This window comes from Streptomyces sp. BE20, from assembly GCF_036322525.1.
Classification (GTDB): domain Bacteria; phylum Actinomycetota; class Actinomycetes; order Streptomycetales; family Streptomycetaceae; genus Kitasatospora.
In genome coordinates, this window is the sequence record NZ_JAQYWW010000632.1 from 1 (window position 1) to 22,689 (window position 22,689).

Annotated in this window: 24 protein-coding genes; 11 read left to right on the plus strand and 13 right to left on the minus strand. The window is 74.1% G+C overall.

What is annotated here, in order from left to right:
• A partial coding sequence (locus tag PUR61_RS13410) for a transglycosylase domain-containing protein (protein ID WP_329879060.1) occupies window positions 1-261 on the minus strand: 261 nt, incomplete at its 3' end.
• Between the two features lie 569 nt (window positions 262-830).
• Here PUR61_RS13410 and PUR61_RS13415 point away from each other — a divergent pair.
• A complete protein-coding gene (locus PUR61_RS13415; RefSeq protein WP_327678535.1) occupies window positions 831-1,154 on the plus strand; it encodes a WhiB family transcriptional regulator in 324 nt (107 codons plus the stop codon).
• A gap of 182 nt (window positions 1,155-1,336) precedes the next feature.
• Here the strand turns inward: PUR61_RS13415 and PUR61_RS13420 are convergent, their stop codons facing one another.
• Together PUR61_RS13420 and PUR61_RS13425 are read right to left on the minus strand one after the other, a co-directional pair.
• Window positions 1,337-2,512, minus strand: a complete 1,176-nt coding sequence (locus PUR61_RS13420) for an ArsA family ATPase (protein ID WP_329879061.1) — start codon at window positions 2,510-2,512, stop codon at window positions 1,337-1,339.
• 20 nt (window positions 2,513-2,532) lie between these two features.
• Window positions 2,533-3,606: an ArsA-related P-loop ATPase gene (locus PUR61_RS13425; protein ID WP_329879041.1), complete on the minus strand. Its 1,074-nt coding sequence runs from the start codon at window positions 3,604-3,606 to the stop codon at window positions 2,533-2,535.
• A gap of 189 nt (window positions 3,607-3,795) precedes the next feature.
• Here PUR61_RS13425 and PUR61_RS13430 point away from each other — a divergent pair, with 189 nt between their 5' ends.
• From PUR61_RS13430 to PUR61_RS13450, 5 genes are all read left to right on the plus strand, one after another.
• On the plus strand, window positions 3,796-3,954 hold the full coding sequence (locus PUR61_RS13430) for a DUF4177 domain-containing protein (protein WP_329879042.1): 159 nt from the start codon (window positions 3,796-3,798) through the stop codon (window positions 3,952-3,954).
• On the plus strand, window positions 3,951-4,421 hold the full coding sequence (locus PUR61_RS13435; RefSeq protein WP_329879043.1) for a RidA family protein: 471 nt from the start codon (window positions 3,951-3,953) through the stop codon (window positions 4,419-4,421). The genes PUR61_RS13430 and PUR61_RS13435 overlap by 4 nt, the downstream gene beginning before the upstream one ends.
• Before the next feature lie 91 nt (window positions 4,422-4,512).
• Window positions 4,513-5,469: an NUDIX hydrolase gene (locus PUR61_RS13440; protein ID WP_329879044.1), complete on the plus strand. Its 957-nt coding sequence runs from the start codon at window positions 4,513-4,515 to the stop codon at window positions 5,467-5,469.
• Between the two features lie 295 nt (window positions 5,470-5,764).
• Window positions 5,765-5,941, plus strand: a complete 177-nt coding sequence (locus PUR61_RS13445) for a hypothetical protein (protein ID WP_329879045.1) — start codon at window positions 5,765-5,767, stop codon at window positions 5,939-5,941.
• Complete coding sequence (locus tag PUR61_RS13450) at window positions 5,938-6,765, plus strand: MBL fold metallo-hydrolase (RefSeq protein ID WP_329879046.1); 828 nt, start codon at window positions 5,938-5,940, stop codon at window positions 6,763-6,765. Before PUR61_RS13445 ends, PUR61_RS13450 begins: the two co-directional genes overlap by 4 nt.
• Before the next feature lie 114 nt (window positions 6,766-6,879).
• Here PUR61_RS13450 and PUR61_RS13455 read toward each other — a convergent pair whose 3' ends face one another.
• Both PUR61_RS13455 and PUR61_RS13460 read right to left on the minus strand, forming a co-directional pair.
• The gene (locus PUR61_RS13455) at window positions 6,880-7,554 is read right to left on the minus strand and encodes a Crp/Fnr family transcriptional regulator (protein ID WP_030392646.1); all 675 of its coding nucleotides are present in this window, start codon (window positions 7,552-7,554) and stop codon (window positions 6,880-6,882) included.
• Window positions 7,555-7,837: 283 nt separating this feature from the next.
• Window positions 7,838-8,851 (minus strand): DUF5937 family protein, encoded by a 1,014-nt coding sequence (locus PUR61_RS13460; protein ID WP_329879047.1) that lies wholly within the window; start codon window positions 8,849-8,851, stop codon window positions 7,838-7,840.
• Window positions 8,852-8,974: 123 nt separating this feature from the next.
• On the opposite strand from PUR61_RS13460, the gene PUR61_RS13465 reads away from it, so the two are divergent.
• Window positions 8,975-9,832 carry an isocitrate lyase/PEP mutase family protein gene (locus PUR61_RS13465; RefSeq protein ID WP_329879048.1) on the plus strand — a complete coding sequence of 286 codons (858 nt, stop codon included), beginning with the start codon at window positions 8,975-8,977 and terminating at the stop codon, window positions 9,830-9,832.
• Between the two features lie 86 nt (window positions 9,833-9,918).
• On the opposite strand, the gene PUR61_RS13470 is transcribed toward PUR61_RS13465, so the two are convergent.
• The 3 genes from PUR61_RS13470 to PUR61_RS13480 form a co-directional block, all read right to left on the minus strand.
• Window positions 9,919-11,124, minus strand: a complete 1,206-nt coding sequence (locus PUR61_RS13470; RefSeq protein ID WP_329879049.1) for an alpha/beta hydrolase — start codon at window positions 11,122-11,124, stop codon at window positions 9,919-9,921.
• Between the two features lie 196 nt (window positions 11,125-11,320).
• Window positions 11,321-12,169 carry a response regulator gene (locus tag PUR61_RS13475; protein WP_329879050.1) on the minus strand — a complete coding sequence of 283 codons (849 nt, stop codon included), beginning with the start codon at window positions 12,167-12,169 and terminating at the stop codon, window positions 11,321-11,323.
• Window positions 12,166-13,380, minus strand: coding sequence for a sensor histidine kinase (locus tag PUR61_RS13480; protein ID WP_329879051.1), 1,215 nt, complete (start codon window positions 13,378-13,380; stop codon window positions 12,166-12,168). Before PUR61_RS13480 ends, PUR61_RS13475 begins: the two co-directional genes overlap by 4 nt.
• Window positions 13,381-13,725: 345 nt before the next feature.
• Here PUR61_RS13480 and nth point away from each other — a divergent pair, with 345 nt between their 5' ends.
• The 3 genes from nth to PUR61_RS13495 all read left to right on the plus strand — a co-directional run bounded on the left by nth (window position 13,726) and on the right by PUR61_RS13495 (window position 16,716).
• Entirely contained in the window at window positions 13,726-14,628 is a 903-nt protein-coding gene (gene nth, locus PUR61_RS13485) for an endonuclease III (protein ID WP_329879052.1), read from the plus strand.
• Window positions 14,625-15,365, plus strand: coding sequence for an NUDIX hydrolase (locus PUR61_RS13490; protein WP_329879053.1), 741 nt, complete (start codon window positions 14,625-14,627; stop codon window positions 15,363-15,365). The genes nth and PUR61_RS13490 overlap by 4 nt, the downstream gene beginning before the upstream one ends.
• Window positions 15,366-15,531: 166 nt before the next feature.
• Window positions 15,532-16,716, plus strand: a complete 1,185-nt coding sequence (locus PUR61_RS13495; protein ID WP_329879054.1) for a MarP family serine protease — start codon at window positions 15,532-15,534, stop codon at window positions 16,714-16,716.
• 43 nt (window positions 16,717-16,759) lie between these two features.
• Here PUR61_RS13495 and PUR61_RS13500 read toward each other — a convergent pair whose 3' ends face one another.
• The 4 genes from PUR61_RS13500 to nhaA form a co-directional block, all read right to left on the minus strand.
• On the minus strand, window positions 16,760-16,972 hold the full coding sequence (locus PUR61_RS13500) for a hypothetical protein (RefSeq protein ID WP_329879055.1): 213 nt from the start codon (window positions 16,970-16,972) through the stop codon (window positions 16,760-16,762).
• A 168-nt stretch (window positions 16,973-17,140) separates the two neighbouring features.
• Complete coding sequence (locus tag PUR61_RS13505) at window positions 17,141-18,184, minus strand: alpha/beta fold hydrolase (RefSeq protein WP_329879056.1); 1,044 nt, start codon at window positions 18,182-18,184, stop codon at window positions 17,141-17,143.
• Window positions 18,185-18,371: 187 nt separating this feature from the next.
• Window positions 18,372-18,848: a phage holin family protein gene (locus PUR61_RS13510; protein ID WP_329879057.1), complete on the minus strand. Its 477-nt coding sequence runs from the start codon at window positions 18,846-18,848 to the stop codon at window positions 18,372-18,374.
• A gap of 192 nt (window positions 18,849-19,040) precedes the next feature.
• Window positions 19,041-20,450, minus strand: a complete 1,410-nt coding sequence (gene nhaA / locus PUR61_RS13515) for a Na+/H+ antiporter NhaA (RefSeq protein WP_329879058.1) — start codon at window positions 20,448-20,450, stop codon at window positions 19,041-19,043.
• A gap of 385 nt (window positions 20,451-20,835) precedes the next feature.
• Between nhaA and PUR61_RS13520 the strand changes: the two genes are divergently transcribed.
• The gene (locus PUR61_RS13520) at window positions 20,836-22,209 is read left to right on the plus strand and encodes a serine hydrolase domain-containing protein (RefSeq protein WP_329879059.1); all 1,374 of its coding nucleotides are present in this window, start codon (window positions 20,836-20,838) and stop codon (window positions 22,207-22,209) included.
• 128 nt (window positions 22,210-22,337) lie between these two features.
• Here PUR61_RS13520 and PUR61_RS13525 read toward each other — a convergent pair.
• Window positions 22,338-22,689: AMP-binding enzyme (locus PUR61_RS13525; protein WP_443035165.1), on the minus strand; the 352-nt coding region annotated here is incomplete at its 5' end.

Here is a 22,689-nt window from a genome sequence, read left to right on the forward strand (position 1 = left end):
CTTGAGGTCGACGGCGCCGTGCTCGTAGAAGCGGGCGTCCTCGATGTCGACCTGGGCCTGCCGCATGTACGGCGACATCTGGTCGGCGGCGAGGACGGTGCGGTCGCGCTCGTACACCTTGGCGATCAGCCCGCCCTTGGCGTCGAAGATCTGGGTCGCCTGGGAGAGCGGAGGGGTCTTGAAGTCGTCCGGGATGTTGGAGAAGCCCTCTGCGGTGTTCTTGGCGGTCAGGCCGAGCGCGCCGACGGCGGGCAGGGCCATGCCGGCCAGCAGGACTCCGGAGAGCACGCTGACCCCCAGGAACTTGACTCCGTGTCCCGCGTAAGCCAGCGGTGACTCGCGGCGTGTACCGCGCGGAGCTCCGGTGTTGCCTGGGGGCTGGGGTGCCTGGGGGCGCTTCGGTGCCATGGGAGAACCCTACGTTGCCGATTCCCGCACACCGGGGCAGGTGTTCGCCTAGGCTTGTCACAAGCTTGCGACAGCTTCGCTCTGTCAGCATCTGTCACTCTTGTGAGTGATGAGAATTGCCCGAATTGCCCTTTCTTGGGGGGTTTTTGAGGCAGCTGTCGCTGGCTGTGCACCTGTGTCCGGTAGCGCTCAGTGACGACTCGCGTGGCGAGAGTGGCGCCCGCGACCCTGGCAAGGCTTGCGACCTGCGGTCACTCCAACGAGTGAGCTGATCGATACCCATAGTCCAATCGGGTCATTCGAGATTGAGCCCGAAGGGGCTGTTGCAACCTGTCGTTCTTCCGTAACGTCCTCAACTGGCAACGGTGAATATGCCGTTGCCGCCGTGGGGGAGCCTCGATTCGGGAGAGGACGGCGCCGGCATGGGCTGGGTAGACGACTGGAGTGCGCAGGCCGCCTGCCGCACGAGTGATCCGGACGAACTGTTCGTCCAGGGGGCGGCGCAGAATCGCGCCAAGGCGGTGTGCAGCGGGTGTCCCGTCCGCACGGAATGCCTGGCCGACGCGCTGGACAATCGGGTGGAGTTCGGGGTCTGGGGTGGGATGACCGAACGCGAACGCCGGGCGCTGCTGCGCCGACGGCCGACGGTGGTCTCGTGGCGGCGGCTGCTGGAGACGGCCCGCACCGAGTACGAGACCTCGCTGGCCACCGGCGTGATACTGACGGACTACGCCCAGGCGGGCTGAACCTCCGGGCCGTCCGGCCGATGGCTTCACTCGGCGTTCGGCCTCGTTCGGCCCTGTTCGGTCGGTGGTCATTCCCGGCCCGTGGTCCTGCCCGGGCCGGTGACCGCACGCTCCCGCCGGTGACAGCCCCGCCGGGAACCGCCCGTCCGGTGACTGCGCCGTCCGGTCGGTGACCGCACGGCTCAGCCGGTCGCCCCGCTGAGCCGTTCACCGATGGTGCGCAGGCCCTCCAGGTCGTGGACGTCCCCGGGGAGCGCGGCGACCTCGACGATCGGCACGTCCGGGTAGACCGAGACGAAGCGGTCGCGGGTGCGGCGCTCCCGCGCCATCACCTGCATCCGCTCGGCGTGCAGGCGCAGCAGCCCGGCCGCGAGCAGCTCGGCCTCCGGCGACGCGTGCTCCGAGCCGTTCTCCTCCAGGGCCTCGGCCGCCGCCAGCGATCGCTCCGCGGTGAGCTGCGGGACGCCCGTGCCGTGCACCCGGTTGAGTACCAGGCCGGCCAGCGGCATCCGGTCGGCGGCCAGCCGGTCCACGAAGTACGCGGCCTCGCGCAGCGCGTCCCGTTCCGGCGCGGCCACCACCAGGAACGCCGTGCCCGGTGCCTGCAGCAGCTGGTACGTCCGGTCCGCGCGTTCCCGGAAGCCGCCGAACATCGAGTCCGTCGCGCTGACGAAGGTCTGCACGTCGGTCAGCAGCTGGGCGCCGAAGATCTTGCCGAGGGTGCCGGTGAGCAGGCCCATGCCGACGTTGAGGAACTTCATCGCCGACCGGCCGCCGACCTTGGCCGGCGCGGTCAGGATGCGGATCACCTTGCCGTCGAGGAAGGACCCGAGCCGGTTCGGCGCGTCCAGGAAGTCCAGCGCGGAGCGGGACGGCGGGGTGTCGACGACGATGAGGTCCCACTCCTCGGCCGCGCGGAGCTGGCCCAGCTTCTCCATCGCCATGTACTCCTGCGTGCCCGCGAAGCCGGCCGACAGCGACTGGTAGAAGGGGTTCTCCATGATCGCCCGGGCCCGCTCGGGCTCGGCGTGGGCCAGCACGACCTCGTCGAAGGTCCGCTTCATGTCGAGCATCATGGCCTGGAGCTCGCCGTCGCCGGTGACGCCCTTGACGATCCTGGGCGTGTTGTCCAGCTCGGTCAGGCCCATCGACTGCGCCAGCCGCCGCGCCGGGTCGATGGTCAGCACGACGACCTTGCGGCCCCGCTCCGCCGCCCGCAGGCCGATCGCCGCCGCGGTGGTGGTCTTGCCGACGCCGCCCGAGCCGCAGCAGACGATGATCCTGGTCTTCGGGTTGTCGATCAGCTCGTCCACGGCGAGCCGGCTGCCGCCGCTCTGCACGTTCCCGCCGCTCTGCACGCTGTTCCGCCCGCTCGTGCTCACGCTGCCCCCTGACGCTTCAGTTCGCCCGCCAGCCGGTAGAGCCCGCCGAGGTCCACACCCTCGCCCAGCAGCGGCAGTTCGTAGGTCGGGAGCTTCAGCTGCTGGAGGTCGGCGCGCTGTTCGCGCTCCAGCTCCACCCGCTCGGCGTGCTCCCGCGCCTGGTCCAGCAGCGGGCCGAGCAGCGGTTCGACCGCGGCCCGGACGGTCTCCGGTTTGCGCGAGCGCCCGCCGAGCCCCGCCTCGACGAGGGCGAGCGCGACCTCCTCGCGGTGGTCGCCGTCGACCGCGGCCACCGCCGCCGCGTCCAGCAGCGGCGGCCGGACCATGTTCACCAGGACCCCGCCCACCGGGAGGCCGGCCTCGCGCAGCTCCTCGAAGCCGTCGACGGTCTCCTGCACCGGCATCTCCTCCAGCAGGGTGACCAGGTGCACCGCGGTCTCGGGCGACTTCAGCACCCGCATCACGGCCTGCGCCTGGGAGTGGATCGGCCCGAACCGGGCCAGCCCGGCCACCTCGGAGTTCACGTTCAGGAACCTGGTGATCCGTCCGGTCGGAGGCGCGTCCATCACCACCGCGTCGTACCGGCGGCGCCCGTCCGGGCCCTTGCGCCGGGCCGCCTCGCAGGCCTTGCCGGTCAGCAGGACGTCCCGGACACCGGGCGCGATGGTCGTCGCGAAGTCGACGAAGCCCACCTTCTGCAGCGCCTTGCCAGCCCGGCCGAGCTTGTAGAACATGTCGAGGTACTCGAGCAGCGCCTGCTCGGTGTCGATGGCGAGCGCGTGGACCTCGCCACCGCCCGCGGTACCGCCGGGCAGTCCCAACTGGGCGGGTGAGACCGAGGCGATCCGGCGCTCCTCGTACGGCAGCGCCGCGATCCCGAACAGCTCGGCGATGCCCTGCCGGCCCTCCACCTCGATCAACAGCGTCCGGCGGCCCTCCGCTGCGAGGGCCAGCGCCAGTGCCGCGGCCAGGGTGGTCTTGCCCGTCCCGCCCTTGCCGCTGACCACGTGCAACCGCACGCCCTCCCAGTCGGGATCGCGCCGGGCCGCCTGGCCGGGGGTGCGTGCCACGCTCCGTCTCCGTCCGTCTCCGAGGGCGGCACCGCTGAGGGTGCCCTCCCGCGAGGGTAACCAGGGACCGCGCCGGATGCCGGGACTACCGGGGGGGCCAGGCCTGAATCATGCCCGGTTTGTGGGCCACCTCACACGCACGAGCGCGGGCCGCGCCGGTCGCCCGGGCGGAGCGTCTAGAGTCTGGCCATGACCAAGTGGGAATACATGACGGCACCCCTGCTCGTGCACGCCACGAAGCAGATCCTGGACAACTTCGGCTCGGACGGCTGGGAGCTCGTCCAGGTCGTACCGGGTCCGAACCCGGAGCAGCTGGTGGCCTACTTCAAGCGGGAGAAGCAGGCATGAGCAAGGTCGAGGAGAGGCTCGCCGAGCTGGGCCTGACCCTGCCGCCGGTGGCCGCCCCGGTCGCCGCCTACGTCCCGGCGCTGCGCACGGGCGAGTTCGTCTTCACCTCCGGCCAGCTGCCGATGGTGGGCGGCAAGCTGCTGAACACCGGCAAGGTCGGCGCCGAGATCACCCCGGAGGAGGCCAAGGAGCTCGCGCAGGTCTGCGCGCTCAACGGGCTGGCCGCCGTCAAGTCGGTGATCGGTGACCTGGACCTGGTCGAGCAGGTCGTCAAGGTGGTCGGCTTCGTCGCCTCCGCCCCGGACTTCACCGGCCAGCCCGGCGTGATCAACGGTACGAGCGAGCTGCTCGGCAAGGTGTTCGGCGAGGCCGGCGTGCACGCCCGGAGCGCCGTCGGCGTCACCGTGCTGCCGCTGGACGCGCCGGTCGAGGTGGAGCTCCAGGTCCGGGTCCGCGCCGGGGCCTGACCCCGCGTGTGACCGAAGGACCTCCCCGGAGCGGGGGCGGGCAGCGGATCACCCCTGTCCAACCCCGCCCCCGGGCGTTTAGCATCCGGGCATGGACCAGCGAGCAACGACGCTCCCGATGCCTCCCGGCTGGCCTGCCCGGATCCGGGCGGTCGAGTCCGGCGAGCTGAGCCCGCCCGTGCCCAAGCCGTCCGCCACCGTGGTGCTCCTCCGGGACGCGGGGCCGGACGCGGGGCCGGGCGTGGAACCGCTCGCGGATGCGGAGCCGGGTACGGACGCGGAGCGGGGCACTGCGCCGAACGCCGCCCCCGGACCCGAGGCCTACCTGCTGCGCCGCCGCACCTCGATGGCGTTCGCCGCCGGCATGTACGCCTACCCGGGCGGCGGGGTGGACCGGCGGGACGCCGAGGCGGAACTCGGCTGGGCCGGGCCCGGCCCGCAGGAGTGGGCCGAACGGCTCGGGGTGGACGCCCGCACCGCCCAGGCGGTGGTCTGCGCGGCGGTCCGCGAGACCTTCGAGGAGGCCGGCGTCCTGCTGGCGGGGCCGGACGCGGACAGCGTCGCCGAACCCCGGGACTGGAGCGCGGAACGCGCCGCCCTGGAGGCCCACGAGCTCTCCTTCGCCGACTTCCTGCGCGAGAACGGTCTGCTGCTCCGCAGCGATCTGCTGGCCGGCTGGGCCCGGTGGGTCACCCCGGCCTTCGAGGAGCGCCGGTACGACACCTGGTTCTTCGTCGCCGCCCTGCCGCCCGGCCAGCGAGCCGCCCGCGAGGTCGGCGAGGCCGACCGGGTCGCCTGGCTGACCCCGGCCGAGGCGGTCAGGGGCTACGAGGAGGGCCGGTACGGCATGCTGCCGCCGACCGTCACGGTGCTGCGCGAACTGCTGCCGGTGCGCAGCGCCGCCGAGGCGCTGGCCGTGGCCGGTGACCGTTCGCTGACCCCGGTGCTCGGTCGGGCGGAGGTGCGGGGCGACCGGCTTACGGTCCGCTGGACGGGGTACGACGAGCTGACGATCGACGGCTCCTTCCCCGTCCGTCCGGGCGGCTGAGCCCTCCGGGCCCGGACGCGGTCGAGTCCCCCGGCTCCGACGACTGCGACGACTTCAGATGACTGCGACGACTTCGACGACCTCGATGACCTCGATGAATTCGACGAACCCGGTGAGACCGGCGGGCCGGCCGACCCGGCCGAGACCGGTGAACCGGGCGATCCCGGTGGACCCGTCGGCCCCGCCGAGCCCCCGCGGTCTCCCCGGCCTCGCCGACCTCCCCGACCTCCCTGATTTCCCCGACCTCCCCGATCCCCGTGAATCCCGTGAATCCGAGTGGAAGGACCGACGCCCGATGACCCACAACGATGTGGCTCGCCGGACGGCACGCCAGGTGCCCGCCCGCAGCCTGAACCCGCGTACCCCCGCCTGTGAGGGCGGCCTCGTCCCCTTCAGCGAGCTGGCCCAGCGCGCACTCACCCGGGTCCTCCCCCTGCGCGCGCTGCATCGCGACGGCGAGGGCGGCCGGTGAGCGGACTCCTGCCGGGTGACCCCGCCGCCGGCATCGGCGGCGGGGCCACCCCCCGGGCGCTGTGCGTGCTGGCGCCGAACCCGTCGCCGATGACGCTGGACGGCACCAACACCTGGCTGCTCTCCGAGCCCGGCTCGGACCTCGCGGTGGTGATCGACCCCGGCCCCCTGCACGAGGGCCACCTGCGCAGGGTGGTCGAGACCGCCGAGCAGCAGGGCAAGCGCGTGGCGCTCACCCTGCTCACCCACGGCCACGCGGACCACTCCGAGGGCGCGGCCCGGTTCGCGGAGCTGACCGGCTCCGAGGTGCGCGCGCTGGACCCGGCGCACCGGCTCGGCTCCGAGGGCCTCACGCACGGGCAGCGCCTGGACGTCGGCGGCCTCGACCTGCGCGTGGTCGCCACCCCCGGGCACACCTCGGACTCGCTGACCTTCCACCTGCCCGCCGACGGGGCGATCCTCACCGGGGACACCGTGCTCGGCCGGGGCACCACGATGGTCGCCCACCCGGACGGTCGGCTCGGCGACTACCTCGACTCGCTGCGGCACCTGCACACCATGGCGGCCGAGCACGGGGTGGGGACCGTGCTGCCCGGCCACGGCCCGGTCCTCGCGGACGCGCTCGGTGCCGTCGACTACTACCTCGCGCACCGGGCCTCCCGGCTGGCCCAGGTGGAGACGGCGGTCGAGGCCGGCTGCCGGACGGCGGCCGAGGTGGTGGCGCGGGTCTACGCCGACGTGGACCGTGCGCTCTGGCCGGCCGCCGAGCTGTCGGTCCGGGCCCAGCTCCAGTACCTGCGGGAGCACGGGCTCATCCCGGACTGACCCGGTGCCTTGCGGCCGAAGGGCCCGGACGGCCGAGGGGCCCGTACGCCGAGCGTACGGGCCCCTCGTCGTGCAGGCTTCCGGTCGGGTCCCGGGTCCCGGGCGGCCGATCGACTAGCGCGAGCGGCGGGAGAGCCGCTCGACGTCCATCAGGACCACCGCGCGTGCCTCCAGCTTCAGCCAGCCGCGGCCGGCGAAGTCGGCGAGCGCCTTGTTGACCGTCTCGCGGGAGGCGCCGACCAACTGGGCCAGCTCCTCCTGGGTGAGGTCGTGGGCGACGTGGATGCCCTCGTCGGACTGCACGCCGAACCGGCGGGAGAGGTCCAGCAGGGCCTTGGCGACGCGCCCGGGCACGTCGGAGAAGACCAGGTCGGACATCACGTCGTTGGTCCGGCGCAGGCGGCGGGCGATGGCGCGCAGCAGTGCGATCGAGACCTCGGGGCGCGCGTGCAGCCAGGGCTGCAGGTCGCCGTGGCCGAGGCCGAGCAGCTTGACCTCGGTGAGCGCGCTCGCGGTGGCGGTGCGCGGGCCCGGGTCGAAGAGCGACAGTTCGCCGATCATCTCGCTCGGGCCGAGGACGGCGAGCATGTTCTCGCGGCCGTCCGGCGAGGCGCGGTGCAGCTTGACCTTGCCCTCGGCGACGACGTAGAGCCGGTCACCCGGGTCGCCCTCGTGGAACAGCGACTCACCGCGGGCGAGCGTGACCTCGGTCATGGAAGCGCGCAGCTCGCCGGCCTGTTCGTCGTCGAGTGCCGCGAAGAGTGCGGCGCGCCGCAGAACGTCGTCCACGTGCTTCCTCCTTCTCGGCCGGCCGGCCGTCAAGCCGTTCGGCACAAGTTCGTACAGTGCTCTGCATCACCAAGCATGGCGCATGTCGCTCCGATCATATGAGGAGGGGGTGCGCCGAGGGGTGCTGCGCGGGGCCATTCGTACCGCCCGTACCGCCAGGTCAACCCGGCGTCAAGCCGGGGTCACCGTGGTCGCACGGGCCCCTGAGCCGTTTCCGTGCGGTTCCCCGTGCCGTCCAGCCTGCCGATTCCTGCGCCGCTCACCACGTCGTTCACGGGGCCGTTCACCGCGCCGCTCCCGCTCCGGAGGCCGCTTCCGGAGCGAGCAGGGCGTCGGCGACGGCGGTGCGGGCGTAGAGCACGGCGTGACCGGCCCGGTGCGCGCTGGTCAGCCCGGCCGCGCGCAGGCCGGTCAGGTGCTGGGAGACCCCGGCGGCGGAGAGACCGGTGCGCCGGGCCAGTTCGGTGGTGGAGGCCGGCGAGTCGAGTTCGGCGAGCAACCGGGCCCGGGAACGGCCGAGGACGGCGGCGAGCGCGTCGGAGCCGGTGCTCGGCCGGGGTTCCCACAGCGTGGCGATCCCGCGGGCCGGGTAGGCGAGCTGCGGCGGGTCGGGCGGCAGCGACCGGGTCAGCACCCGCGGCCAGGCGAACACCGACGGTACGAGCAGCAGCCCGGCACCGGCGTCCAGGCGCCGGACCGCGCAGTGCCGCTGCTCCAGCCGGAGCGCGCCGCCGTCCCAGCGGACCGTTTCGTGCAGGTCGTCGAGGACGTGGGCGGTGCCGTGCCCGACGGCCTGGCGGGCGCGGTGCAGCACGTCCGCGTCCAGCAGCGCGCGGATCCGGGCCCAGTACGGCGCCAGCGCCAGCTGCCAGTACGCCTCGATGTCGGCCGTCAGCCGGGGCAACCGGCCGGCCGGGTCGCGGTAGAGCGGTTCGAGCGGGGCCGGGAGCCGGCCGTCGTGCGCGGCGGCCAGCAGGTCCAGGTCGGCCCGTACCTGGGCAGGAGCGGTGGCGGCGATCGCGGCCAGCTCGTCGGCGAGCGCCGGGGCGCTGGCGGCCGGGACGGGGTTGAGGAAGTCCGGCAGGTGGCCCTCGGGCGGGACCATCGCGGCCAGCCGCCGGTACACGGGGCCGACGGCGGCCAGCCGGGGCCGGACCTGCCCCGCCCACTGCCGGTGCAGTGCCGGGACGGGCGTGTGGGCCAGAGCCCGGAGGCTGGTCACCACCTCCCACATCGGGGAGACGGCGAACCTGGTCCGCGCCAGGTCGTCCGTCGAGAACGCGAGCGCGGTCCGCATCGCCGCCACCTTCCGGTCCGGGCCAAGATTCGGTCTCAGCTTAATCAGTGGAGCCGACCGTATGGCGCCCGCGAGGATTCCGGTGTCGCACCACGATCCCCCGTGTGAAAGCCGGTGACCCTCATGACCTCTCCCGCCGCCCCCCTGTCCGCGGTCCCCTCCCTCCCGGTCCTCCGTGAGCGGGCCGTACGCCTGCGGGCCCTCGTCGCCGACGGCGTGCTCGTTCTGCCGAACGCCTGGGACGCCGGGAGCGCCGCCGTGATCGCCTCGGTCGGAGCGGCGGCGATCGCCACCACCAGCGGTGGTGTCTCCTGGTCGCTCGGGCGCGGCGACGGCCAGCGTCTCGACCGGGCGGAGGCCGTCGAGGTGGCCCGTCGGGTCGCCGCCGCCGTCGACCTGCCGGTCACCGTCGATGCCGAGGGCGGTTACGGCCCGAAGCCCGACGACGTTGCCGAGACCGTCCGGGCGCTGGTCGGGGCCGGTGCGGCGGGCGTCAACCTGGAGGACTCGGTGGCCGTCGGCGGCCCGCTGTTCGCGGTCGCGGACCAGGCCGAGCGGCTGCGCGCGGCGCGGACAGCGGCGGCCGGGGCGGGCCTGCCGGAGCTGGTGGTGAACGCCCGGACGGACGTCTTCCTGTTCGGGCTGGGCGGCCTCGACGACGTTCTCGTCCGCGCCGAGGCGTACGCGGAGGCCGGCGCCGACGGTCTCTTCGTGCCGGGCCTGCTGGACCTCGACGCGCTGGCCGCGCTCTGCGCGCGTTCGCCGCTGCCGGTCAACGCGATGGCCGTCGCGGGCGGGCCCACCGTCGCCGAGCTCGCCGCCACGGGGGTGCGGCGAGTCAGCGTCGGAACGAGCCTGGCCCAGTTCGCCTACACCGCCGCCCGGGCGGGCGCCGCCGAGCTGCTCGGCGCGGGCTCGCTGACCGAGCCGGCCGGCGCTCTCGGCTTCGGCGAGGTCGACGCCCTGTTCGGACGGGGCTGAGGCTCAGGGTGCGGCTCGCCGCGGCGGGTTGCACCCGGGACGGGCCGCGCCAACGGACCGAGTCGGCGGACCGCGTCGGGGGCCGGTCAGTGAACGGGCCGTCCGGTGAGGAAGTCGAGGAGGACCCGGCGGCCTGTCTGGGAGGTGAGGCTGCCGTAGGCGTCGTCGAAGGCGTGCTCGGCGAACGGCAGCACGCGCACGGTGGTGGGAACGCCGGCCGTGCGCAGCGTGTCGCCCAGGGCCTCCACACCTCCGGGCGGGGCGCTGCGATCACGGTCGCCGACCACGAGGAGGGTGGGCGGGAGGCCCGGGCGGACCTCCGGGGCGGGGGACACCTCGCGGTAGCGGTCGGGATACTGCGCGGGCGTGCCGCCGGTGTACAGCTCGGCGGCGGCGCGGGTGCCGGCCACGTCGCGCCGCCACATCTCGGTGACGTCGACACCCGGGTAGAAGCCCACGACCGAGGCCGGGGGCCTGGGCGCGGCACCGCTCGTCGGCCTGATCGTCCCGTTCTGCAGACGGTAGGCGGCGTTCATGGCCAGCGTGCCCCCGGCCGACATGCCGCCCAGCGAGATCCGGTCGGGGTCGAGGCCGTACGCGTCGGTCCGGTCCTGCACCCAGCGCAGCGCGGCGACGAGGTCCTGAGGGGCCTTGTCCCAGGTGGGGCGGTCGGGCCGGGCGAGCCGGTAGTCGACGGCGAAGACGGCGACGCCGTGGTCGGCCAGCCAGCGTCCGGTGCCGCGCAGGTCGGACTTGTCGAAGGTGTGGAAGCCGCCGGAGTGGGCGAGCACGACGGCGGGAGTCCTTCCGTCGTGGCGCGGGGGGAGGTAGACGTCGGCCTTCAGCTCCTCGCCGTCGGCGGTCCCGTACGTCTCCGTGGCGTCGGGCGCGGTGTCCGGGTAGGCGAGCTGGCCGAAGACCTCGCCGAACGAGACCTCGGCGCCGGCCCGCCGGGCGTCGGCGTACTGGATCCCGCCGATGACCAGTGCGGCGGAGGTCGACAGCGCCGCGACCACGGTGACCGTCCGGCCCCAGCGCACCAGGCCGCCGCGCCGGGCGGCGGTGGCGAGCGCGGCGCCGGCCAGGCCGAGCAGGGCGACGAGGAGGGGGTACTGGCCGCCGAGCACCGGTCCGATGATCCCCGCCTTGGGGATCGCCGGCAGGTATGCCCCGAGCATGATCACCGCGACCAGGAACGTGAGCGACGAGGCGATCAGGGCGGCGGCGACCAGGACGGCTCGCCTGAGCCGGCGGGGTGCCGCCGACAGGACGGTTCGGACGAACGGGGTCATACCGGTGCTCCTGTGCGGGGTGCGGGGTGCGGGGTGCGGGGTGCGGGGTGAGGTGCCGGGGCGCGGGATCGCGAGGCTCGGGCCGGCGGGTGCTCCCGCCGGTCTGCCGACACCTCCGAGCCTCCCCGAACCCGGCCGCACCCCGCGTCCCCCGGCGGAGCCAACCCCGGGACGTGGCTCTCCCGGGGGACGCCGCTCAGCGGCCCGCCGCGTCGTTCCCCGGTGTGACCAGCCCGTTCTCGTACGCGAAGACGGCGGCCTGGGTGCGGTCACGCAGGCTCAGCTTCCGCAGGATGCGGCCCACATGGGTCTTGACGGTCTCCTCGGCCACCACCAGCTCGCGGGCGATCTCGGCGTTGGAGAGGCCGCGGGCGATCTGGACCAGCACCTCGCGTTCGCGCTCGGTGAGCCCGTCGGTCCGTCCGTCGACCCGCTCGCGGGGCGGCCCGGTGACCTGCGCGGCGGCCTGTCCGGTGACCTGCTCGCGGGGCCCGCTCCGCCGGAACCGCCGAGGCGGCGAGGCGCCGGTGGACGCCTTGGTGGACGCCCCGGTCGTCCCTGAAGGCACCCCGTCCGCCGGCCGGGCCGATGGTCCGGCCGCCGGCCGGGCCGCACCACCCAGCCGGGAGAACTCGGTGATCAGCCGTCTGGTCAGGTCCGGCGAGAGCATCGCCTCGCCGCGTGCCACCACCCGGACGGCCTCGGCCAGTTCCACGCCGGACGCGTCCTTGAGGAGGAACCCGGTGGCGCCCACCCGCAGCGCCTCGTACACGTACTCGTCGAGGTCGAAGGTGGTGAGCACCAGGATCCGCGTGGTCCCGCCCAGCAGCCCGGTGATCCGGCGGGTGGCCTCGATGCCGTCCAGGACCGGCATGCGGACGTCCATCACGATCACGTCGGGGCGCAGCTCCTCCGCGCGGGCGACGGCCTCGGCGCCGTCCCGTGCGGTGCCGACCACCTCGATGCCGGGCTGGGCCCCGAGCAGGACCGAGAAGGCCTCGCGGACCATGCCCTGGTCGTCGGCGATCAACACCCTGGTCGTCATGCCGGGCCGTCCTCGTGGGGGGTGGTGGTGGGCAGGACGGCGGTGACCTCGTACCCGCCGTCGGAGGTCGGACCGGCGGCGAGGTCGCCCCCGAGCATCGCCGCCCGCTCGCGCATGCCGGTGAGCCCGTGACCGCTGCCGGGGGAGGGCGGTGCCTCCTGCGCCGCGGGCCCGTTGGCGACCCGCAGCCCCAGTGCCGCGGGGCGGTAGGCGAGTTCGACGACGGACTGCGCGCCGGGTGCGTGCCGCAGCGTGTTGCTCAGCGCCTCCTGGACGATCCGGTAGGCCGACAGCCCGACGCCCGGCGGCAAGGGGCGGCGCGGGCCGTCGACGACCAGACCGACCGTCAGCCCGGCGGAGCGGACGGTGTCCAGCAGCGCGTCGAGCCGTTCCAGGGAGGGCTGCGGCGCGGTGCCGCCGAACCGTTCCTCCGGACCGTCCGCACGCAGCACGCCCAGGAGGCGACGCAGCTCGGTCAGGCCGTCCAGGGCGACCGCGCGGATCGCGACCAGTTCGGCGACCAGTTCCGGCGGCGGGTCCGTCACCCGGTACGGCGCCGCGTCCGCCTTGATCGACACGACGGACATGTGGTGGGCGACCACGTCGTGCAGCTCGCGCGCGATCCTGGCGCGTTCCTCCAGCACGGTGCGCAGCGCCCGTTCGTGGGCGGTCGCGGCGGTCTGCTCGATCAGCCGGGCCCGGTCCTCGCGGCGTCCGCGGCGGACCGCGCCGATCAGGACCGCCAGCGCGAACCACCCGCAGCCGACCGCGACCAAGGCCCACGACCCGACCGGCAGGCCGGCAAGCTTCAGCGACACGCCGCAGAGCGCGCTCACGCAGGCCGCCGTGACGGACACCGCCGGCCGGTTCCGCAGGGCGAGCAGGAGCAGCACTCCGGCCTGGACCGGCCACGTCCACAGCTCGTTGTCGTGCGTGGGCGGGTGGGCGACGGGGATGACGACGGCGAGCGCCGTCGCCAGCCACCAGGCGACCACCGGCCGGCGCAGCGCGACCACCAGGGTCCCCGCGTGCGCGACGGCCAGCAGGCGTGCGACCGGGTCCGCGCCCGTCGCGGCCAGGGCCAGGGCGCCGAGGACCACGGCGACGTGCGGGAGCCACCGCAACCGTGGCGGCCAGACCAGCGGCGGCAGCGGCTGCGGCCGGGGGGTGAGCAGATCCGCTCCTACGTGCCGCGGTGCGGGCCGGCTCACCGGCCGCACAGGCGGTGGAGCTGACGGTGGTGCGGGCGGTGGTGCGGGCGGCCTCGGTGGTACGGCGGTCGAAGCACCGTCAGAGGGCACAGGCCGTCGGGCCCGGGCGGAAGGAAGGCCCTCGGGGCGGCGGTGCTGACCATGCGGGTGACGCTATCCCGTGCGCCCCCGCCCCGGCGAACGCGCCCTCCCGGGAGCCCCGCCCCGGCGAACGCGCCCTCCCGGGAGCCCCGCCCCGGTGAACGCGCTCTCCCGGCGGCCGGTGTGCGGCGTGCCGCCACCGGTCGTCCATCGGTCATCGCTGATCCGCCGCACGCGGCGGACCGTCCGGCGTAGCCTTCGTGCATGGCAGAGAGCAAGGTCCGGCAGGCCGGGACCAAGGCGGTCGCGAAGCCGGCGACCAAGGCGGCTGCGAAGCCGGCGGCGACGGTCAGGCCGAGGAAACCGGAGTCGCACCTGGCGATGGTGCGGCGGGCGCGGCGGATCAACCGGGAGCTGGCGGAGCTGTACCCGTACGCGCATCCGGAGCTGGACTTCGACAACCCCTTCGAGCTGCTGGTGGCCACGGTGCTGTCGGCGCAGACCACCGACCTGCGGGTGAACCAGACGACGCCCGCACTGTTCGCGAAGTACCCGTCGCCGGAGGACATGGCGGCCGCCGACCCGGCGGAGCTGGAGGAGATCATCCGGCCGACCGGCTTCTTCCGGAACAAGGCGAGGTCGCTGATCGGCCTGTCGATCGCGCTGCGGGACGAGTTCGGCGGCGAGGTCCCGGGCCGGCTGGAGGACCTGGTCACCCTTCCCGGCGTCGGTCGCAAGACCGCCAACGTCGTGCTCGGCAACGCCTTCGGGGTCCCGGGGATCACCGTGGACACCCACTTCGGGCGGTTGTCCCGACGGTTCGGGTGGACGGCGGAGGAGGACCCGGTCAAGGTCGAGGCGGTCGTCGCGGAGATCTTCCCGAAGTCCGAGTGGACCATGCTCTCGCACCGGGTGGTCTTCCACGGCCGCCGGATCTGCCACTCCCGGAAGCCCGCCTGCGGGGCCTGCCCGATCGCGCCGCTCTGCCCCGCGTACGGCGAGGGGGAGACCGATCCGGAGAAGGCGCAGAAGCTGCTCAAGTACGAGATGGGCGGCCAGCCCGGCCAGCGGCTGAGGCCGCCCGCGGACTTCCCGGGCGAGGCCGCCGCCCGCGCCGACGCCGACGCCCACCGGGGCGAGGTCGCCGACCTGGCGGTGGCCGAGTGACCGCCGGCGCGGCCGGGATCGAGCGGGACGGCCTGCCGTCCTGGCTGGAGCCGGTCCGGGAAGCCGCGGAACGGGTGCTGCCCGAGCAGCTGAGCCGCTTCCTGCCGCCCCCCGAGGGCGGACGCGCCGCCGCCGTCCTGATGCTGTTCGGCGAGGGCGCCGCCGGTCCGGACGTCCTGCTCATCGAACGGGCCCGCTCGCTGCGCTCGCACGCGGGCCAGCCGTCCTTCCCGGGCGGCGCGCTGGACCCGGAGGACGGTGACCCCGCCGGCCCCGGGCCGGTCGCGGCGGCGCTGCGGGAGGCCTGGGAGGAGACCGGACTGGATCCGGCCGGGGTGCAGGTCTTCGCGACCCTGCCGGCCCTCTACATCCCGGTCAGCCGGTTCGTGGTGACCCCGGTGCTCGGCTGGTGGCGCGAGGAGTCGCCGGTCCGGCCGGTGGACACCGCGGAGACCGGCGCGGTGTTCCGGGTGTCGATCGACGAGCTGACCGACCCCGCCAACCGGGCCAGGCTCCGCCATCCCTCGGGTCACCTGGGCCCGGCCTTCGCGGTCGCGGGGCGTCTGGTGTGGGGCTTCACCGCCGGGGTGATCGACCGGGTGCTCCACCACAGCGGCATGGAGCGGCCGTGGGACACCGCCAGGATCGTCAACCTGTCGGACGAGGCGCTGGAGCTGGTGCAGGGCGACCGGGACCGCTCCCGTGCGGTGCTCGGCCGCGACTCCGGGCCGTCGTGAGCGGGGGCGCGGCGGGCCCCGTCCCGGTGAGCGGGAGCGTGGCGGCCCGTGCGGCGGCCCGCCCGGACGTGGCGGCCCGTGCCGCCGGCCGTGCGGGAACGGCGGGCCGGACCCTCCCGGCCGCCCGCCCGTCCGCGCGCGCGGCGCGGCATGGGAGGGTGTTCGGGTGAACGTCCTGGATGTGCTGTTGATCGCCGCCGCCGTGGGATTCGCCGTGTCGGGCTACCGGCAGGGCTTCGTGGTCGGCGTGCTGTCGGTCCTCGGCTTCCTCGGCGGCGGCCTGCTCGCCGTCCAACTGCTGCCGTTGCTGCTCGACCACCTCAGCCCCGGGACCACCGCCTCCGTGATCGCCGTGGTGGTGGTGATCGTGCTGGCGGCGATCGGCCAGGCGATCACCACCCACTTCGGCTGGAAGCTGCGCGGCCACATCGACCGCCGCCCGGCGCGGGCGCTGGACGCGGCCGGCGGGTCCGTGGTGAACGTGATCTCGATGCTGCTGGTGGCCTGGCTGATCGGCTCGGCCCTGGCCGGGACGTCCCTGCCGACCGTCTCCAAGCAGGTCCGCACCTCGGCGATCCTGAGCGGCGTGCAGGACACGCTGCCCTCCGACGCGCCCAACTGGTTCTCGGACTTCTCCAAGGTGCTCGCCCGCAACGGCTTCCCGCAGGTGTTCAACCCCTTCGAGCACGAGCCGATCACCCAGGTCGACATCCCCGACCCGGCGCTGGCCGCGAGCCCGGCGGTGGCGAAGGCGAAGCAGAGCCTGGTCAAGGTGGTCGGCACCGCCACGTCCTGCGGCAAGACGCTGGAGGGCAGCGGCTTCGTCTACGCCCCGCACCGGGTGATGACCAATGCCCACGTCGTCGGCGGGGTCGACGAGCCCACCGTGCAGATCGGCGGGGTCGGCCAGCTGTACGACGCGACGGTGGTCCGCTACGACTGGCAGCGCGACATCGCGATCCTGGACGTGCCCAAGCTCAACGCGCCGCCGCTCGGTTTCGCCGGCGAGGCGAAGACCAACGACAGCGCGATCGTGGCGGGCTTCCCCGAGAACGGCGCCTTCAACGTGCAGCCGGCCCGCATCCGCGGCCGGATCCAGGCGAACGGTCCGGACATCTACCACCGCGGCCAGGTGGTCCGGGACGTCTACTCGGTGCGGTCGCTGGTCCGCCAGGGCAACAGCGGAGGTCCGCTGCTCACGCCGGACGGCCAGGTCTTCGGGATGGTGTTCGCCAAGTCGCTGGACAGCGCGGACACCGGGTACGTGCTGACCGCCGCCGAGGTGCGCGAGGACGCCGAGAAGGGCAGCACGGCCACGGCCCGGGTCGACACCCAGGGCTGCGCCCTCTGATCCGTACGGCCGCCGGTCCGTCCCGGGGGGCCGGCCCGGGGCCTCAGGTCTCGCGTCGGAGTCTGGCGCCCACCCAGCGGGCGCGACGGCCGAGGATGCGTGGGATGCCGAGCTGCCGCTGGTCCGTGCGCTGGTGACGGTCCACGACGTCGTAGCCGAGGTCGTCCGACCAGTCGGTGCGGTGGGCGGCGGAGCGCTGCGGGCTGGTGTGGCGTCGGCCGCGCGGGGCGCCGTCGCGATCGGGCATCCAGGTCATACCGCAATGGATGCCCCTGGGCTGACGGGGGTAACCACGGGAGTTGTGCCCATCTTGGCCTATGCGTTTGTCATATGAGCACACTGTAAAGGGAGTTGGGACCTTCGACCCTGATCATCGGCCCGCTCGCGGACGAACCCGGACGGACCCGGGTGCCCCGCCCGGCACTCAGTCCTTGTGGCGGCCGATCCAGTCCAGCAGTTCCGCGGTGAACTGCTCCGGCGCCTCCTCGTGCGGGAAGTGCCCGATCCCGGGCATCAGCCGCCAGCGGTACGGCGCGGCGACGTACTCACCGCCGCCGAGCGCGGTGTGGGACAGCAGCACCGGGTCCGCGGCGCCCTGGACGTGCAACGTCGGTGCGGTGATGGGCTTCTTCATCCGGCGGGCGAACTGGATGCCGTCCGGCCGGGCCATCGACCGCAGCAGCCACCGGTACGGCTCGATCGAGCAGTGCGCGGTGCTGGGGATCCGGATCGCCCGCCGGTACGCGGCCACCGTCGCGCGGTCCAGCTGGTTGCGGCCGGTCCAGTCGTCCAGGTAGCGGCCGACCAGTGCCGCGTCGTCGGCCACCAGACGGCGTTCCGGTATCCACGGCCGCTGGAAGCCCAGGACGTGATCGAAAGCGGCCATCTGTCGCCGGTCCGTGAGCAGGGCCCGACGGAGGTCGCGCGGGTGTGCCGCCGAGACCACGGTGAGGCTCTGGATCACCGACGGCCGCATCACCGCCGCCACCCAGGCCAGCGTCCCGCCCGAGGCGTGGCCGACCAGGTGGGCCCGGTTCTCACCGAGGGAGCGGATCACCCCGGTGATGTCGAGCGCGAGGTTGCCCGGGTCGTAGCCGCGCGGGGTGCGGTCGCTGCCGCCGATCCCGCGCAGGTCGAGCGCGACGGCCCGGTAGCCGGCCGCGGCGAGCGCGGTCAGCTGGTGGCGCCAGGCCCACCAGTACTCGGGCCAGCCGTGCACCAGCAGGACCAGCGGGCCCTCTCCCAGCTCGGCGATGTGGAACCGGGCACCGTTGGCGGCGAGGTCGCGGTGGGTCCAGGGCCCCGCCTGCCGGATGTCCCACGCGGAGTCGAGGGGGGCGTCGTCGGTCGTCCCGTTGACAGCGGCGCCGTCGGTGGGGCCGGAGGCGCTGTCGTGGTCGTCGTCGCCGGATGTGCCGCCGGAGCGGGCGGACGGCTGCGCGGGCACGGGCTTCTGGTCGAGCGACATACCGAGAGCGTGTCACATCCCCGTGCCGGACACGTGCCCGGCACTCGCACTCGGTGCGTCAGGCGTGCCGGGGGCTCGCCGCCCGGCGCCACGGGCCCACGGCGTCCGCCCGTCCGCTCGCCGTCGGCCTGTTCGCCGCCGGCCCGCCGTCCGCCCGGCGGGTGCCCGCGTCCGTTCCGGCCGCCCTTTACGGGATGCGGCCCAGGGCCCGGTCGATCTCCTCCTTGGTGGCGGGACGCGGCCGGGCGTTCTTGAGCACGTCGGCGGTCTTCTGGGCGCCCTCGATGGTCCGGTGCGGCTTCTCGATCCGCTTGAACGAACGCAGCGCCAGCAGGCCGAGCAGCACGGCCAGGAGCAGGTACGCACCGGCCACGATCAGGAACGACCAGCCCAGCGAGAGGCCCAGCGCGTGGATCCCGTACGCCGCGGCGGCGCTCAGCATCGGGACGGCGGCCAGCGCCACCACACCGGCGACCACCAGCGAGACGCCGCCGGAGACACCGCGCTTGACGTCCGCGCGCAGCTCGGCCTTGGCGAGCGCGATCTCGTCGTGGACCAGGGCGGACAGGTCGGTGGTGGCCGCCGCGAACAGCTGCCCCACCGAACGCTCGCCCTCGTAGGGCGCCCGGCCGTTGCTGGACGGGTCTGCGGCTCCTGCGGGCATCAGCTGTTCTCCTCTTCGGCCGTGCGGCGTGTGACGCCGCCGCACGGTGCGGCTCCCGGGCGGTTCCGGGTGACCGGGGCGGCCCGGCGGCGTCGGTGGACTGTCGACAGTTCAGAATCATGCCCCTACCGCCCGAGCGCACACCACTCCGGGGGCCCCGCCGGAGGGACGTGTCCCGGCGGCCGGGCCGCCTCAGCGGGTGCCGTCCGGGCCCTTCTCGGTGGGGCGGGTGGGCTCCGTCCCGCCGGCCCGCTCGGCTGCACGGGCCCGTTCGGCCATGCGGGCCTGCCAGGCGGGGTCGTCGAGCTGGTAGACGTCGGGGACGCCGTCGCCGTCCAGGTCGCGGTCCTCCTCCTCGCACAGTTCCTGGTAGTGACGGTTGCGCAGTTTCAGCAGGACGGTGGCGATCAGCGCGCAGAGCAGCGAGCCCACCAGGACGGCCGCCTTGGAACGGTCGGCCAGCGCCGGGTCGTCCGGGAAGGCCAGTTCGCTGATCAGCAGTGAGACGGTGAAGCCGATGCCGGCCAGCACCGAGACCGCGAACATGTCCGCCCACTTGAGCTGCGGGTTCAGCTCGGCGCGGGTGAAGCGCGCGGCCAGCCAGGTACCGCCGAAGATGCCCACGGTCTTGCCGACCAGCAGGCCGAGGATGATGCCGAGCGGGGTGGCCTGGGTGAACACCTCGCCGAGTGCCGGCCCGGTGATCGTCACCCCGGCGGCGAACAGCGCGAACACCGGCACGGCCAGCCCCGCCGAGACCGGGCGGACGAGGTGTTCGATGTGCTCGCCGGGGGACTGCTTCTCGTCGCCCTCCCGGTGGCAGCGGAGCATCAGGCCCATCGCGACGCCCGCCACCGTGGCGTGCACGCCGCTCTCGTGCATCAGCGCCCAGTTCAGGAAGGCCAGCGGAACGAACAGGTACCAACCGTGCACCCCGCGCCGGTGCAGGAACCAGAACAGCATCAGCCCGGCGAAGGCCAGTCCGAGCGCCCAGAACTTGATGCCGGAGCTGTAGAAGATCGCGATGATCAGGATGGCGATCAGGTCGTCCACCACGGCGAGGGTGAGCAGGAAGGCCCGCAGCGCGGACGGCAGGTGGCTGCCGACCACGGCCAGCACGCCCAGCGCGAAGGCGATGTCGGTGGCGGTCGGGATCGCCCAGCCGCCCGGGTGGCCGCCGGCGCCCGAGTTGGCGAGGGCGAAGAGGACGGCCGGCAGCGTGACGCCGCAGACCGCGGCCACCACCGGCAGCAGTGCGGCACTCGGGGTCCGCAGCTCGCCGGCGACGAACTCGCGTTTGAGTTCGATGCCGGCCACGAAGAAGAAGATCGTCAGTAGCCCGTCCTTGGCCCACGCGTCCAGCGTGAGGTCCAGGTGGAGCGGTCCGGAGGGCCCGACGGTGTAGTCGAGGACGCTCTCGTACGCGTGCGGCCAGACGTTGGCCCAGATGAGGGCGATCACCGCGGCGATCAGCAGCAGGATGCCGCCGACCGTCTCCGTCCGCAGGGCGTCGGTGATGTACGTGCGCTCGGGGAGGGACAACCTGCCGAGGAGCTGGCGGCGTCGGGTCGTCGGCTCTTGGGCGGGCGGCTGGCTGGCCACGAGGGACCTCCTGGGGCGGGGAAACGGTGTCCGGATGCACCTGTGGTGCAGTGCCGACCAGACTTCCCGGCGCGCCCTGTGACGCGGAATCTTGATGCGTCGTTGACATTCTAGCGGGAACGGCAAGGCGACGTCCGGATTGTCATACTTCAGGACTTAGGACTTGGCGGCCTGTTCTGCACCCGTCCGAACGGAGGTGCGACACCCGAACGGAGTCTGCGGCATGCAGACGGGTGAACCGCTCCCTATCGTCGACCGCAGGCGCCGGCCCGGTTCAGCCCGGCCGGTGTCCAGCCCCGTTCCCTTCCTCCTCGGGAGGCACCACCATGCCCGGACCACCCCTCTTACGACTCCCGTCGCGGCCCTCCCACCGGAGCCCGCGGTGATGAACGGCGCCCTCCACCGCTCGCCCGGTCCCGACGCCTCGTCCGACCACCGGCCGGACGACCGGCCGGACCGCCTGCCCGGTCATCGGCCCGGCCCGGGCTCCGGTTCCGCCTCCGGTTCGGCCGCTGCCGCTGCCTCCGAGCCCGGGCCGGACCTCGGCCGCCTGCTCCGCCCGCTCTTCCGGGCCGCCGCCCCGGGTGGCGGTGCCGCCGTGGTGGTGATCCGTGGGGACGAGCGGACGGTCGCCTGCCGCGGGCACGTCGACCGCTCCGTCGAACGCCCGGTTCGTGCCGACACCCGCTTCGAGCTCGGCTCCGTCACCAAGACCTTCACCGGGCTGCTGCTCGCCGAGATGGCGGCCCGCGGCGAGGTCGGTTACGACGATCCGATCGACCGTTACCTGCCCGCCGACGCCGCCCCCGGCTACCCGCACGAGCGGCCGATCACCCTGCTCCACCTGGCCACCCACACCTCGGGGCTGCCCCGGCTGCCGGACGGGCTGCTTCCCGCGGTGGCCCCGCGCTGGTTCACCCGCCCGTACGCCACCTTCGGTCCGGCCCACCTGCTCCGGGCGCTGCCCCGGACGGCGGTCCGAGGAACCCCGGGTGCGCAGGTGCGGTACTCCAACCTCGGCTGCGGCCTGCTCGGACTCCTGCTGGCCAACGCGGCCGGACAGCGGTATGACGATCTGCTCGCCGCCAGGGTCTGCGGCCCGCTGGGACTGGTGGACACCTCCTGCGGTCCCGGCCGCGAGGAGGACGCCGGCTACCGGCGCGGTAGGCGCGTGCCGTCCTTCCGGCTGCCCGCCCTCCCGGGCGCCGCCGCGCTCCGTTCCACGGCGGACGACATGCTCCGTTACCTGCAGGCGAACCTGGCACTGGACGCCGTGCCGCTCCCCGAGCGGGCCGACGCGGCCGTGCTGCGGACGGCGCTGGGGGAGGTGCGTCGGCCGCGCACCGGCGGGCGGCGCGGCGGCCCCCGGATCTGTCTGGGCTGGAACCACCGCGCGTCGTGGTCACACCGGGGTCCGGCGGATCCCGAGGATCCCGAGGACCTCTCGGACGGGGCGGACGTGGCAGAACTGGCGGGCGCGTCGCGCTCGGCGGCCCGGCCGGGTCCGGAGTCCTCGGCGGAGTCGGGCGCCGGTGCGGAGGGCATGGAGGGCGCGCTGGGCACCGTGGGCACGATGGGCGACGAGCTGGTCTACCACGCAGGGGTCACCCGGAGGTCCACCACCTTCGTCGGGTTCAGCCCGCGTGCCCAGGTCGGGATCGCGGTGATGGCCGGCGCGCTGCCGCTGCGCAGCCGGAGCCTGGTCCAGGGCGCCTACGAGACCCTGCGCACGCTGGTCGCCGAGCGCCGGGGCGGCTGACGGGCCGGCCGCCGGGGGGTCACCGGTCCACCCCCGCCGTCGCCGACCACGGTGCCCCCGGGCGGTCGCAACCGCCCGGGGGCACCGTGGTCTCGGGGTCTTCCGGCGTTCTCGGCCGGTCGGCCCGGTCAGCCCTCGCTGCCCGCCGGGGGGAGCTGGGCCTGGATGAGGTTCATCACGGTGGAGTCGGCGAGGGTGGTGGTGTCGCCGATCTCGCGGCCCTCGGCGATGTCGCGGAGCAGACGGCGCATGATCTTGCCGGAGCGGGTCTTCGGGAGCTCGCCGACGACCTTGATCTGCTTCGGCTTGGCGATCGGGCCGAGGGTCCGGCCGACGTGCGCCCGCAGCTCCTCGACCAGCTCGGGGCTGTCGGCGGCGGTGCCGCGGAGGATGACGAAGGCGACGATCGCCTGGCCGGTGGTGGCGTCGGCGGCGCCGACCACGGCGGACTCGGCCACGGACGGGTGTCCGACCAGGGCC

Coding starts and splice junctions, on each gene's coding strand:
- PUR61_RS13415 (WP_327678535.1), top strand. CDS start 831: ATGGGCTGGGTAGACGACTGGAGTGCGCAGGCCGCCTGCCGCACGAGT.
- nth (WP_329879052.1), top strand. CDS start 13,726: ATGGCAGAGAGCAAGGTCCGGCAGGCCGGGACCAAGGCGGTCGCGAAG.
- PUR61_RS13470 (WP_329879049.1), bottom strand. CDS start 11,124: ATGACCCCGTTCGTCCGAACCGTCCTGTCGGCGGCACCCCGCCGGCTC.
- PUR61_RS13445 (WP_329879045.1), top strand. CDS start 5,765: ATGACCCACAACGATGTGGCTCGCCGGACGGCACGCCAGGTGCCCGCC.
- PUR61_RS13510 (WP_329879057.1), bottom strand. CDS start 18,848: ATGCCCGCAGGAGCCGCAGACCCGTCCAGCAACGGCCGGGCGCCCTAC.
- PUR61_RS13505 (WP_329879056.1), bottom strand. CDS start 18,184: ATGTCGCTCGACCAGAAGCCCGTGCCCGCGCAGCCGTCCGCCCGCTCC.
- PUR61_RS13475 (WP_329879050.1), bottom strand. CDS start 12,169: ATGACGACCAGGGTGTTGATCGCCGACGACCAGGGCATGGTCCGCGAG.
- PUR61_RS13460 (WP_329879047.1), bottom strand. CDS start 8,851: ATGCGGACCGCGCTCGCGTTCTCGACGGACGACCTGGCGCGGACCAGG.
- PUR61_RS13440 (WP_329879044.1), top strand. CDS start 4,513: ATGGACCAGCGAGCAACGACGCTCCCGATGCCTCCCGGCTGGCCTGCC.
- PUR61_RS13465 (WP_329879048.1), top strand. CDS start 8,975: ATGACCTCTCCCGCCGCCCCCCTGTCCGCGGTCCCCTCCCTCCCGGTC.
- PUR61_RS13500 (WP_329879055.1), bottom strand. CDS start 16,972: ATGACCTGGATGCCCGATCGCGACGGCGCCCCGCGCGGCCGACGCCAC.
- PUR61_RS13520 (WP_329879059.1), top strand. CDS start 20,836: ATGAACGGCGCCCTCCACCGCTCGCCCGGTCCCGACGCCTCGTCCGAC.
- PUR61_RS13430 (WP_329879042.1), top strand. CDS start 3,796: ATGACCAAGTGGGAATACATGACGGCACCCCTGCTCGTGCACGCCACG.
- PUR61_RS13435 (WP_329879043.1), top strand. CDS start 3,951: ATGAGCAAGGTCGAGGAGAGGCTCGCCGAGCTGGGCCTGACCCTGCCG.